Source organism: Methanocorpusculum vombati (genome assembly GCF_026891935.1).
GTDB classification, from domain to species: Archaea; Halobacteriota; Methanomicrobia; order Methanomicrobiales; family Methanocorpusculaceae; genus Methanocorpusculum; species Methanocorpusculum vombati.
This window is the reverse complement of the sequence record NZ_JAPTGC010000007.1, coordinates 87,983-99,276: the sequence shown is the minus strand read 5'-3', so window position 1 is coordinate 99,276 and position 11,294 is coordinate 87,983. Positions and strand designations below refer to the sequence as shown.

At 55.0% G+C, this 11,294-nt stretch carries 12 protein-coding genes; 1 reads left to right on the top strand and 11 read right to left on the bottom strand.

What is annotated here, in order from left to right; all coding sequences use genetic code 11:
- Positions 1-16: 16 nt before the first annotated feature.
- Positions 17-694: a RibD family protein gene (locus tag O0S09_RS06495; RefSeq protein WP_268923155.1), complete on the bottom strand. Its 678-nt coding sequence runs from the start codon at positions 692-694 to the stop codon at positions 17-19.
- A gap of 116 nt (positions 695-810) precedes the next feature.
- Between O0S09_RS06495 and O0S09_RS06490 the strand changes: the two genes are divergently transcribed.
- Entirely contained in the window at positions 811-1,458 is a 648-nt protein-coding gene (locus tag O0S09_RS06490) for a CDP-alcohol phosphatidyltransferase family protein (protein ID WP_268923154.1), read from the top strand.
- Positions 1,459-1,480: 22 nt separating this feature from the next.
- On the opposite strand, the gene O0S09_RS06485 is transcribed toward O0S09_RS06490, so the two are convergent.
- The 10 genes from O0S09_RS06485 to O0S09_RS06440 form a co-directional block, all read right to left on the bottom strand.
- Positions 1,481-2,578 carry a HEAT repeat domain-containing protein gene (locus O0S09_RS06485; RefSeq protein WP_268923153.1) on the bottom strand — a complete coding sequence of 366 codons (1,098 nt, stop codon included), beginning with the start codon at positions 2,576-2,578 and terminating at the stop codon, positions 1,481-1,483.
- Positions 2,579-2,596: 18 nt separating this feature from the next.
- A complete protein-coding gene (locus O0S09_RS06480; protein ID WP_483869621.1) occupies positions 2,597-2,944 on the bottom strand; it encodes a peptidylprolyl isomerase in 348 nt (115 codons plus the stop codon).
- A 132-nt stretch (positions 2,945-3,076) separates the two neighbouring features.
- The gene (locus O0S09_RS06475) at positions 3,077-3,529 is read right to left on the bottom strand and encodes a ribonuclease III domain-containing protein (protein WP_268923151.1); all 453 of its coding nucleotides are present in this window, start codon (positions 3,527-3,529) and stop codon (positions 3,077-3,079) included.
- Positions 3,526-4,764 carry a methyl coenzyme M reductase-arginine methyltransferase Mmp10 gene (gene mmp10 / locus O0S09_RS06470; protein ID WP_268923204.1) on the bottom strand — a complete coding sequence of 413 codons (1,239 nt, stop codon included), beginning with the start codon at positions 4,762-4,764 and terminating at the stop codon, positions 3,526-3,528. Before mmp10 ends, O0S09_RS06475 begins: the two co-directional genes overlap by 4 nt.
- A gap of 144 nt (positions 4,765-4,908) precedes the next feature.
- Complete coding sequence (locus O0S09_RS06465) at positions 4,909-5,178, bottom strand: DUF5350 domain-containing protein (protein ID WP_268923150.1); 270 nt, start codon at positions 5,176-5,178, stop codon at positions 4,909-4,911.
- 98 nt (positions 5,179-5,276) lie between these two features.
- The gene (gene gatE / locus O0S09_RS06460; protein ID WP_268923149.1) at positions 5,277-7,115 is read right to left on the bottom strand and encodes a Glu-tRNA(Gln) amidotransferase subunit GatE; all 1,839 of its coding nucleotides are present in this window, start codon (positions 7,113-7,115) and stop codon (positions 5,277-5,279) included.
- Positions 7,116-8,357 carry a Glu-tRNA(Gln) amidotransferase subunit GatD gene (gene gatD, locus O0S09_RS06455; protein WP_268923148.1) on the bottom strand — a complete coding sequence of 414 codons (1,242 nt, stop codon included), beginning with the start codon at positions 8,355-8,357 and terminating at the stop codon, positions 7,116-7,118.
- Positions 8,354-9,835, bottom strand: coding sequence for an argininosuccinate lyase (argH, locus tag O0S09_RS06450; RefSeq protein WP_268923147.1), 1,482 nt, complete (start codon positions 9,833-9,835; stop codon positions 8,354-8,356). The genes gatD and argH overlap by 4 nt, the downstream gene beginning before the upstream one ends.
- On the bottom strand, positions 9,822-10,643 hold the full coding sequence (locus tag O0S09_RS06445; RefSeq protein ID WP_268923146.1) for a CpXC domain-containing protein: 822 nt from the start codon (positions 10,641-10,643) through the stop codon (positions 9,822-9,824). The genes argH and O0S09_RS06445 overlap by 14 nt, the downstream gene beginning before the upstream one ends.
- Complete coding sequence (locus O0S09_RS06440) at positions 10,640-11,290, bottom strand: CpXC domain-containing protein (RefSeq protein ID WP_268923145.1); 651 nt, start codon at positions 11,288-11,290, stop codon at positions 10,640-10,642. Before O0S09_RS06440 ends, O0S09_RS06445 begins: the two co-directional genes overlap by 4 nt.
- Between the last annotated feature and the right edge of the window lie 4 nt (positions 11,291-11,294).

Genomic DNA, 11,294 nt, shown 5'->3' with positions numbered 1-11,294 from the left:
AAACGGAGATGTATGTTTAGAGTACCCGGTACTCGGTAACCAGATTTGTTCCAACCATCCGTGTCCCGGAAAGTTCAAGCCGGATCATCTGATCCTCTGAATCGATGTGCATCCCGCCGACCAGTGACGGCGTGTCATTCCCGCCCACAATAAACGGCAGATGAATTAATCGTATCTCGTCCACCAGATGGTGATGCAGCATGTGCCAGTTCAGGGTAGGGCCGCCCTCAATAATCAGGTTCCGTACCGAAAATTCCCGGTACAATATATCCATCAGGACAGGAAGGTCCACCTTCTCCTCTCCTGCGACAACGACGGACACGCCCTTCTCCCGAAGCGCCGCAACCCGATCCGCCGGAGCCGCAGCAGACACGGCGACAACCGTCGGCACGGCTGAGGTGTCCAGCACATTCGCATCCAGCGGAATATCCGCCAGACCTGAGGGGATCACCCGCAGAGGACTTTTCCCCGGGACCATGCGCACGGTCAGAAACGAGTTGTCAATCTTAATCGTGGATGATCCGACCATAATCGCATCATAGGCCGCACGCGTCTCATGCAGCAGAATTTCTGCTTCATGCGACATATGCTTCATCAGAATCTTGCTGGAAGCACCGCGTTTCAGGGTAAGTTTCCCATCCGCCGTAATCTCCGAGATCATCAGCACATGGGGTTTATGCAGTATCGTATTCATGAAGTATTTCCTCTTGATTCATATAGGAATAAAAGCTAAAGAATATTTGGTATGGAAATCCCGTCCAAAAATGTATCATCCCATGCTTTCCCGGCATCTGATGCAGTCAGGTTACCATGAATATTACCGCTCTTCGTCCCCGGCTGATTGGCTGCATTGATCCAATCGGCAATGCCTTCGTCCGGATTGGACTTAAACCAAACCAGATAACAATACTTTCCCTCGTTTTCGGCATTGCCTGCGCTGTATGTTATATGCAGCATCTGTTCCTCCTCGGCAGTATCCTGCTTGCGGTCTCCGCCGTACTGGACCTCGTCGATGGAAATGTGGCCCGGAAAACCAACCGCAAGAGTGATTTCGGTGCGGTACTTGACTGGATCATCGACAAATACGTGGACGGACTGGTCCTTCTGGGAATCGGTCTTTCCGGAACTGCCGTCATCTCCCAGTTCCTCACCGTTCCGTCCTGGGTTGATACCGCAATCGTCGGCCTTGCCATTATCGGTTCGCTGATGAACACCTTCATCAAACCGGTAACCTACGCAGAAATCGGTTACACCAAAAAAGAGGACGGGAAGATCAGTGATCCTCTGGAAGGAATCGGGTTCTTCGGCAGACCCGAGACCATTCTCTGTCTCATCCTCTTCGGCCTCGTCAGCCAGATCTGGATCGCCGTACTTCTCATTGCTGTCTGCACCAACCTTTCGGCTCTGCAGAGAATTCTCTACCTTGCACGCCGTCACGGCGCCTACAAGGAAGAGTAAAAAAGGGATTGAAAGAAATTCTCTATTTTTTATTTTTTTTCAGGGCTGCGTTCAGCGCGTTCTTCATAATTCCGCGGAGAATCGCGTTCCCGCTCTTTGATGCCTCGGTGAGTGCGGCGATCACGTCATCGCCGCCGATCTCGCCAAGGGCGGTTGCTGCAGCTGCCTGAATTCCTGGTTTTGGATCATGCAGACAGGCGATCAGTGCCGTAACCACATCGGGCCGCCGGGATGATGCAAGAGCGGTCACCGCTGCACGCCGCACGCCGGGAACGGCATCGGATAAGAGCGGCAGAAGCACATCCTCCATCATATACCCCTGTTTGCCGACAGCTTCTGCGGCGGCCATCCGGACTGATGCATCGGTATCTGTACACAGTTGTACCAAAAGGGCCTGGGACGCGGTTACGGATGCAACTGCACGGCGGACCTGGGGACTTGCATCCTCAGCAGACTCCTCAGGGACCAGAGGGCCGAGTACAGCAACCGCCGCTGCACGGATCTCCGGAAACTCGGCATCAGAGAGGCATCCCGAAACCTGTACCAGATCCTCAGGAGACAGTTCCCTTCCCCGGAGACCTTCAAGCGCTGCAAGACGAATCTGCGGGTCGTCCGCCAGTGCTGCAAGAAGCTGCGGAATCACGCATGCATCCGCATACACGCCGAGGGATAAAACTGCAACCTCGCGGATATCAGGGTTTTTTGCACCTGCCGCATGCATCAGGGGAACGAGCGCCTCAGGAGTCCGGAACTGTCCGAGGGCCTGAACCGCAGAAAACCGGATTTCCTCCTCCTCAGAAGAAACTGCCGCCGCAACAAGTGCATCGCATGCAGGGCTTCCCCCTTCCATAAACAAAAGAAGCGCCGCCTCGCGCACTGCCATATCAGGATCATGGAGATATGCAAGAAACTGCGGATACGCAATCTGCCCGGCATAGTTTCGCAGGGTCCAGAGCATTACTCTTCGGACAAGAGGACTTGGATCATTGAGATGATGCAAAATCTGCGGCAGCCAGCAGCTGTCCATCAATGCCGCAACTGCATTTGCCGCTTCCTCCTGCACCGCAATATCGCTGCTTTTTATTGCCTCAATGCAGCACAAAAAGGTCTTTGCATCCATAGAACACCAAAGAGAAACTTAGTTTTTCACATCAGTAACTTTGATCACATGCCAGCCGAACTGCGTCTTCACCGGCCCCACAACATCGCCGGCCTTTGCCTTAAATGCCGCATCCTCGAACGGCTTCACCATCTGTCCTTTCCCGAAATATCCCAGATCGCCGCCGGATCTTCCGGACGGACACTGGGAATGAAGCTTTGCGAGTTTTGCAAAATCATCACCATCGGCAAGCTGTTTCATCAGTTGTTTTGCCTCGGATTCCGTCTTTACCAGAATGTGGGATGCCTTCACCCGTACCATACCATAGCATATCGCACTGAAACGCAATAAACTATGACGGCACGATTGCGGAATAGTGACATGCATCTCCTACTTCATGTGAGTTTTTCTAAACCAAAAAAATAAGATGTGTGGAGGGGATCAAACAAAATAAAAGCAGATCACGGAAAAACTCCTGCATCGGATGAGAAACATCCGGTCTTTTTCCTTGAGCTGGTGTTATTTTGCCGAGCCGTGCGGCGTACGAACGGTTCTGATAATCGTCGTTGCAGCCTCAACACCGCCGTCCATGTATGCGGCGCCGACCAGCGCCTCAAAACATTCTGCAGACACCCGGCCGCTCGTCCATATCTGCATGCGGAGTTCACCCTTCCCCCATTGCATATACGAGGGAAGTTCCAGTCGTTCAGCAATTTTTCGGACAACCGTCATATTGACGGCATCAATCTTTTTGCGGGTAATCTCACCTTTGTCATACTCGCCTTCCGCCATGATCTCGCAGATCATTACCAGATCCAGCACTGCGTCACCGAGGACAGCAAGGGAATCCATGGTTTCATTCATCGGAGTTTCATGTTCGCGGGCGTATGCAGTCCGTGTCATTGCATGGTCAAGATACGCTTCATTTTTGAACGTGTATCCTATCTTCTCATATAGCTTAGCATATTTCATGTAGGACACCCATACTGGTTTATCAGCCGGATAAGCGCAGAAAACCCTTCCATTTCCATGGTAAGGACATCAACCTCCGTCATACCCATACTTGTCTCCCCGTCAGCTGAAAGCATTTCAGGTCCCCGGACGACCGTGCGGTACACGCCATCACGCGAAAGAACCTTTTCCGCCTCCGCATCATGCACAAATGCGCGGCCGGGAAGTATTACGGTATCACAGAGATCCGGCAGATGAAGTGATGTAAGATCATCAATGGTTATCAGACAGGCGATCTCTTTGTTCACCGCTATGACGGAAGACGGGTCCCCGCCGCGGGCCGAGAGAATTGTTCTGATATATGGAGATGCAACGGCGCCGGTTATAATTGTTGCTCTTTTGTGAATCATCGGCAGACGATCCAGCAGTTCGGGCATGTTGCGGATGGCAAACGGTGAGTCGAAGAGGGGATCATACAGCGGAGTTCCGGAGATCCGGAGATCGGGGAATGCTGCTGCACTTTTCCGTACCAGTTCAGAAAACTCTTCGATTGTGTGCACCCGCTGACCGGGGAGAATTGGGGCATTTTCAAGGATCAGTCCCTGTTCCGGGCGGTTTGCAAACCGCATCAGAATTACTCCCTTCACTCCGATGTCTGAAAGCCATGACAGTGTTTCGGTAAGAACAGCACCGTCATTTACCTCCGGAAGGACAACGATCGCCGCATACACATCAATTTCTTGTGCAAGACGGCGGATGATCGCAAGCGACGCTTCCGGGGTTGGATCATGCATCCATTTCCGTCTGAGTTCTGCGTCCGCAGCAAACACGGTGAATGAAACTTCGGTCAGGTGGTTTGCAATCAAAAAGTTGGCAATCTCCGGGTCATCAAAGCCTTTGCCGCTGGTGTAGCCGATGTGCAGCGGAATGTCCAGTGTTCCGAGCAGCTCCACCAGATCGCGGAATTCAGGATAGCAGCTGGGGTCACCCCCGCCGGAGATGGTGATGCGAGTAACGTCTCCCGTAACCATCTGGAGGTCTGCAAGAAACGACTCAGCAACGGTTTGCAGAGGCAGAAACCCGGAGTACTCTTCTTTGACCCCGCGGGAACAGTAGTCACAGCCTTTCAAAAACGGAAGACAGTACCGGCAGCCGAACGGAGGTACATCCTTCGCATGCTTGAAGTAGCAGTAGGCACAAAACCCCCGGCAGTCGGCACCGGGACGTCCGCCTATATCAACGGTAAGATGCACCATGGTTTCTTCTATATTCATTGGCGCTGCAGGGTTATGAAAGGTTGAGATAAAAAAACCAAAAAACAACAAACAGAAAGAATTGAAAATGTACTCCCGCATGCGGGAATACATAAATTGGGGGTGAACGTATTGTGTCCGAGAAGATCAGCGCTTTGCCTTTGCCTTTGCGCCCATCATGGACTTCTTGGATCTGCGGATCCGGCGGCGAACGCGCGGGTCTGCAATCTTTGGTCCACGGCGGCCCTGCTGCGGAGCGTTTGCCATGCGGCTCTCGATCTTCGTAACAATGCTTGCTCTCTTGAATCTCTGGTTCGGTCCTGGTTTCTTGACTTCTCCCTCTTTCTGGGGAACGAGTCTGATCTGACCGTTGACACCTTTGACCTGGTGCCAGTTGATGCTACCTGTCTTACCCATATTGAACTCCTTACCTTGTTCGTGCCCTATTCACTTAAACATATCTCAATGACGGCGGTCTGACTGTATATCTCAGTATGCCAAAGAATCTGAACGGATCAGATGATCCGTCCAAGTTCCTCGTCCAGAACCTCCGAAACCACTTTACCGTCGATCCGACCGCGGACCTCCTTCATTACCACGCCCATAACCGGACCGAGCGCTGCTTTCCCGCGTGATTTAATGAAATCAACGCGTTCCGAAACGATCGTGCGGACCAGTTCCTGGAGCTCCTCGCGGGAAAATGCAGGCGCGACCGTTGCAATCGCCTCATCCAGTGTCATCCCGCGTGCGCATGCCGACAAAATCTCCGACACAGCTTCTTTTGCCGCATGACCGGCTTCAACCGCCTTCATCACCGCAATCACGGAGTCGTCAGGGATCGCATCCGGCGAAATACCCGCACGGCCCAGTTCCTTTAAGGATGCAAGAATCGTGCGTGCTGCAAACACCGGACGGATACCCTCGGAAACCGCACGCTCAAACAGCGGCAGCTTCTCGGAGAATGCCATCTGATGCGCCATACCGGCATCAAGACCGTACGCAGAGATAAACCGCTCCGCTTTGTCGGTTAGAAGCTCCGGCGTTGCAATGCTTTCCCAGTACTTCCGGCTGACCGGAACAGGCAGAATATCCGTCTCCGGATACATCCGTGCAGCCCCCGGCAGCGGGCGCATGTAGGCGGTTGATCCTCCCTCAAGCATCTTGCGTGTCTCTTCAGGCACACCTTCCATCGCCATCTTCGCGCGGCGGATAATCATCTGCATTGCGCACCGGGACTTCTGCTCCGTCGCCGCAACAATGATCACCGCATCCTGCTCGCCCGCACCAAGGCTCTCTTTCAGAACAGCAACCTCCTCGGCCGTCACTCCGTAGGCAGGCAGTTCGTCGGTGTGGAACAGACCGCCGACCCCGCACTTCTTTGCGTAATCCGACATCTCGGACCCGAGTCTTCTGCCCGGCTGAATCTCCATCCCGACAAGTCCCGCAAAGCCGTGCAGAACGGTTCCGAGAATTACCTTCGCCTTCTTCAGCACCTGTGACTGGGTCTTTGCAAAGACCGATGTCACATCGTACACCTCTCCGTTCACCAGCGCATTGCGCGCAGCCAGTTCATCCTTGATTGCAAGCAGCGACAGCTGGCGCTGTACCTCGCGGCGGACAACCTCGGCGATCAGATCCAGCTCCTGCACGCCCTTGATCTCCACACGTGCACCATCACGGATGGACACATTCACATCCTGACGGATCGTACCAAGACCCCGTTTCACCCGTCCCGTAGAGCGCAGCGTCATACCGATGTACTGGGCAACGTCATGCACCTGTTCGGGAGTCCGCATACACGGAGCAGTCGTAATCTCAATCAGCGGAATACCCAGCCGGTCCACCGAGAACACCTGATCGGTAACACGCTGGCAGGCATCCTCCTCAACGGCGACCGTCTCAATCCGGCAGGTCTGATCAATTGCACCATTCAGCGCAACAAGCGCTGTCCGCTGGAATCCGCTCGTGGCAGAACCGTCCACGATCATTTTGCGCATCGTGTGAATCTGCGGCAGCGGCGTCATGTCAAACATCTTTGCAATCGTCAGCACCAGATCCAGCGCATCGGGATTCAGCGGCGCGGGCGGCTGCTCATCGATCTCCACAAGGCCGGTCGTATCATAGGTATAATACGTAAACAGCCGTGCCGAAAGCATTTCCTCTTTTGCCGCGCGGTCAACATCCCCCATCTCAGACGTTGCAACACGGAGGAACCGTTTCACCTCCCCCGTATGTTCGGCCGAATCACGGATGATCGTCGGTGTGTGGGAAAACAGCTTCTCCTTCGTATTAAGCTGCTGGTGAATCTCGATTCCTGCCTTTAACCCAAGAGCCTCGTAGTCGAAATCAGTCATTTACATCTCCCTCCCGAGATCATAGTCAAGTTCCCCTTTCAGGTTCGTCTGCATCATCCGCACCGCATCCTCGCGGCGGGTAGTATTACCAAGAACCCACATCAGTTTCACGAGCGCAACCTCAGGCAGCATACTTCCGCCCTCAACAACACCGGCGTCAAGCAGATCGCGGCCTGTTTCATACACGCGGTCACAGACATCACCCGCCTGACACTGCGAGGTCATCACCACCAACGTTCCCGCAGCAGTAAGTGCTGCAATCTTTGCAATGCAGTCCGTTCCCACATGGCCAAGACCCGTTCCCGCAATCACAAGACCCGCATACCCGGAGAACGCATCAAACACCGCAGGGTCCATGCCCGGATAATACTGAAGGAGAGCGCAGCGGGACTCCAGCCGGTCAAGCAGCCGGAGTTCATGGGTTCCGCGCAGAACAGCATCCTTCCCGAGTGTTACCGCACCATCCGGATACGAAACCATCCCAACCGGTGCTCTTCCGATGCTCTGGAACGCATCGCGGCGCGATGTGTGGTTTTTGCGCACACGGGTCGCCCGGTGCAGTGCACACTCCACATCATCAGAGGTTGCATGCATACAGACAACAACCTCGCCAAGGTCCGATACCCCGGCCTTTGCCGAGCAGATCGCGTTCATAGCGTTGTCACTGCTCGGGCGGTCGGCAGACCGCTGGGCGCCGACAAAGATCACCGGTACCGGCGTGGTAAGCATGAATGAAACCGCCGCAGCACTGTAGAGCATCGTATCGGTCCCATGCGTCACAATAACTCCTGCAGCACCTGCGGCAATCTCATCGCGCACCGCGCGGGCAAGCTCCTGCCACATGGCAGGGTTCATGTTCTCCGACAGAACATTGAACGGCTGGGCCGTGTGGTAGCGCGCAATTCCTGCAAGTTCGGGGATGGAGCGGATGATGTCTTCTGCGGTGAATTTGGAAGAAACCGCTCCGGTCCGGTAGTCAACCGTACTTGCGATCGTACCGCCGGTTGAGATGATCGAAAGCAGAGGCAGGTTTGCATCCTGCTTCAGCGGCTCTGCTGCTGCGTGATGCGGCTGTGCTGCCGAACACTCCGGTGCCGGGGTGCAGAGCACCTCGGGCACACAGATGTTGTAGCCGCTGGAAAGTTTCACCACGGCATTGCCGTCTGAACCGGAGATGTAAATACCGTGCAGGTCAAGACCTGCAAACGCCACGTGTACGGGATCGCTGTTGGAAAATGTCATGCCGTTAACCTCATGTAGTCTGTTTTTATGGAATCATCTGCGCGGGCAAGCGCAGAGCGCAGAGACTCTGCACGTTCCTCGTCGTCTGCGAGCAGGGCACCTGCGGCATCTGCCGCTGCTGCCATCATGGCAGGGTTTGGTGCGCCCGCACTCTGTTTCGCTGCAACCATCTCGGACGGAGACAGCGCGCGGTCAATATGCTCCTGAGTAAGTCCCAGCTCTTTCAGGGACTGACCGTAAATCTCGATGCCTGCCGATTCGACGATATCAAGCGACAGTCCGCCGAGTTTTACCGCCCGGCCAACAATGTTGTGAGCCGTCCGGAAGGGCATCCCGAACTCCCGCACCATGAGATCCGCAAGCTCGGTCGCCGTCGAGTTGCCGCGATCGGACTCCTCCGCCATTCTTTCGGTGTTGAAGGATGCGGTCCGGATCATTCCTGCAAGGATCGGCAGGCTCGCCTCGGCAGCATCAAAACTCCGCCACAGATGCGGCGTTAAATCCTGCATGTCGCGGTTGTAGCTCATCGGCAGTCCTTTCATCAGGGTGATGCCTGCCATCAGCTCGCCGGAAGCAACGGCGGATTTGCCCCGCATAATCTCTGCGGTATCGGGATTCTTCTTCTGGGGCATAATGGAACTGGTGGAACAGTAGGCATCATCCAGCTCGACAAACCGGATGAAGGCACTGCTCCAGAGCACCAGCTCCTCGCACAGGCGGCTGACGTTTGTCATCAGAATCGAAAGCGCGGCAAGTACCTCAAGCATAAAGTCGCGGGACGCAACGCCGTCCATTGAGTTGGTCATGGCCGCGGTAAATCCGAGGTATGCAGCGGTCGCTTCGCGGTCAAGGGCAAAGCCGGTCCCGGCAAACGCAGCGGAGCCGAGCGGTGATGCATTCAGGCGGACGTACGCATCAAACAGCCGTCCCGCGTCGCGGGCGAACACTGCTTCATATGCGAGCAGATAGTGGGCAAGTGTCGTCGGCTGTGCATGCTGGAAGTGCGTAAAGCCCGGCATGATGCTGTGGGTATGCTGTGCCGCCTGGTCAAGTAAGGCGCGGCGCAGTGCGGCGATGCCGTCAAGGATCTCCAGAATATCAAGACGTGTCTGCATCCGCAGACACGTCGCAACCTCATCGTTGCGGCTGCGGCCGAGATGCATTCTCCCGCCGGTGTCCGCACCGCAGTCTGCGATCAGCTGTGCCTCAATGCCTGCATGAATATCCTCGTGAGCCGGATCGAACACCGCTTCCGGAAGTCCGTCGTTCATATACCGGTGAAGGTGGGACAACAGTACCTTTGCGGATGCCGGATCGATCAGGTTCTGTTTTGCAAGCATCAGGATATGTGCCATGTCCACGCGGAGATCGCAGTAGGCAATGCGCCGGTCCGCCGCTGCCGAGGAAAGAAACTCTGCAACCGCGCAGCTCCGGTCGCCGCCGAGCCGGCCTTTGCGGATCTGATCAGTTCCGGTCATGGTCACACCCGCAGCAGTCGCACGTCCTTCGGCCTTGCTCCGCTCCCTCTTCGGTATCGCAGTCGCACGCCGTTCCGTCGTGCTCCGTTTTCCCTTTGGCATCACAGTCACACTCTGCACCCTCGTGGTCGCAGTCACATGCATGTTCTTCTGCTTCACCCGCTTTCAGCCGGTCGGCGATCCAGTCCTGATCGATTGCCGCGCATTCCGTGACGGGTGCATCCCAGATGGGCTCGCCGGTCACCACACAGGTCTGATAAAGCGCGTACGGCAGCTCAACAACACCCAGATATTTGTTGTCCCGGAATGCTGCAAGAAAGATTTTTTTGCCCTCTGCATCCTCATCCACCTTGGTGAACAGCAGAACATCCGGCACCTGATCCGGATTGTCGCCGTGCAGTTTAGTGAGCGTCAGCATCTTGAACAGCTCCATCACCCGATCGTCAAGACCAGCCTCAAAGATGAAGATTTTTTCCTTCAGGGCGTTCAGATCCGAAACAAGCCGCATCGGTTTTTCCCGGTACACGACCTGATCCGCCATATCACCGTCAATACCCACCTCGCGGTCGGGACAGTCCGGTTCCAGATAGATCAGAAATCCTCCCTGCGTCTCTTTGTCTTCATAGACAAACGGGTATCCGGCAAATCCGGTGTAACCACACTTCTCGCAGGTGAACAGGAACAGTTCGCCGGAGAGAACCTTTTCGCGCATCTCCGGATCGGTTGTTACGTTCACGGACGGACAGATGGTAATCTTCTGTTCATGCTCGCAATCGGGACAGACAACCACATCCTCGTCGGTGATCATGTCTGCTCCTTCTTTGCGGCGGACTGCACCCAGAGTTTGTCAACAACGGTGTAGCCCTCAACCGCCCGCTCCCAGATGCCGTGCATCAGCATCTTGATCTTTTCATAGGTTTCGAACGGAATTTTGATCGGTTCAAGATACTCTGTGCCCTTTCTCGGAACAAAGATGAGAGAGCGGCCTTCGCAGCCGAACATGTCCTGCGCATAGTACAGGGCATCGGGCATTTTCTCCTCGTGGCGGGCATCCATCTCCCGCAGAATGGAGTCCTTGACGGTCTCGACGATCCGGTCATCCAGAAGGTCACGGAAGATGAAGATCTTTTCGCGGAGGTCGTCTGCGTTGTGAACAAGCCGCAGACGCATCTCGGGAAGCAGATGGGCGGGCAGGACGTTCGGAAGTTTTGCCTCGCGGTCGCTGCTGTCGGGTGCAAAAAAGACCGAGAACTTCTTGTCAAGGTCGTGGTAGAGCATCGGATACTCAACAACTCCGGAAAATCCGCATTCTTCACAGGTCAGGGTGGTAAGCGTTCCTTCGAGATATTTTTCCGCAAGACCCGGATCTGACGAGGCGTTGATGCTCGGGTACATGGTGAAGTTCTGTTTTTCCCCGCATTTCGGGCAGGTTATGATTTTTACTACTGGTTTCATGGTA

Excerpts from the sequence above, each read along its gene's own strand:
- O0S09_RS06440 (WP_268923145.1), bottom strand. The coding sequence starts at position 11,290 with ATGAAACCAGTAGTAAAAATCATAACCTGCCCGAAATGCGGGGAAAAA.
- O0S09_RS06480 (WP_483869621.1), bottom strand. The coding sequence starts at position 2,944 with ATGCATGTCACTATTCCGCAATCGTGCCGTCATAGTTTATTGCGTTTC.
- gatD (WP_268923148.1), bottom strand. The coding sequence starts at position 8,357 with ATGACATTTTCCAACAGCGATCCCGTACACGTGGCGTTTGCAGGTCTT.
- mmp10 (WP_268923204.1), bottom strand. The coding sequence starts at position 4,764 with ATGGTGCATCTTACCGTTGATATAGGCGGACGTCCCGGTGCCGACTGC.
- O0S09_RS06465 (WP_268923150.1), bottom strand. The coding sequence starts at position 5,178 with ATGGGTAAGACAGGTAGCATCAACTGGCACCAGGTCAAAGGTGTCAAC.
- gatE (WP_268923149.1), bottom strand. The coding sequence starts at position 7,115 with ATGACTGATTTCGACTACGAGGCTCTTGGGTTAAAGGCAGGAATCGAG.
- O0S09_RS06490 (WP_268923154.1), top strand. The coding sequence starts at position 811 with ATGAATATTACCGCTCTTCGTCCCCGGCTGATTGGCTGCATTGATCCA.
- O0S09_RS06445 (WP_268923146.1), bottom strand. The coding sequence starts at position 10,643 with ATGATCACCGACGAGGATGTGGTTGTCTGTCCCGATTGCGAGCATGAA.
- O0S09_RS06475 (WP_268923151.1), bottom strand. The coding sequence starts at position 3,529 with ATGAAATATGCTAAGCTATATGAGAAGATAGGATACACGTTCAAAAAT.
- O0S09_RS06495 (WP_268923155.1), bottom strand. The coding sequence starts at position 694 with ATGAATACGATACTGCATAAACCCCATGTGCTGATGATCTCGGAGATT.
- O0S09_RS06485 (WP_268923153.1), bottom strand. The coding sequence starts at position 2,578 with ATGGATGCAAAGACCTTTTTGTGCTGCATTGAGGCAATAAAAAGCAGC.
- argH (WP_268923147.1), bottom strand. The coding sequence starts at position 9,835 with ATGACCGGAACTGATCAGATCCGCAAAGGCCGGCTCGGCGGCGACCGG.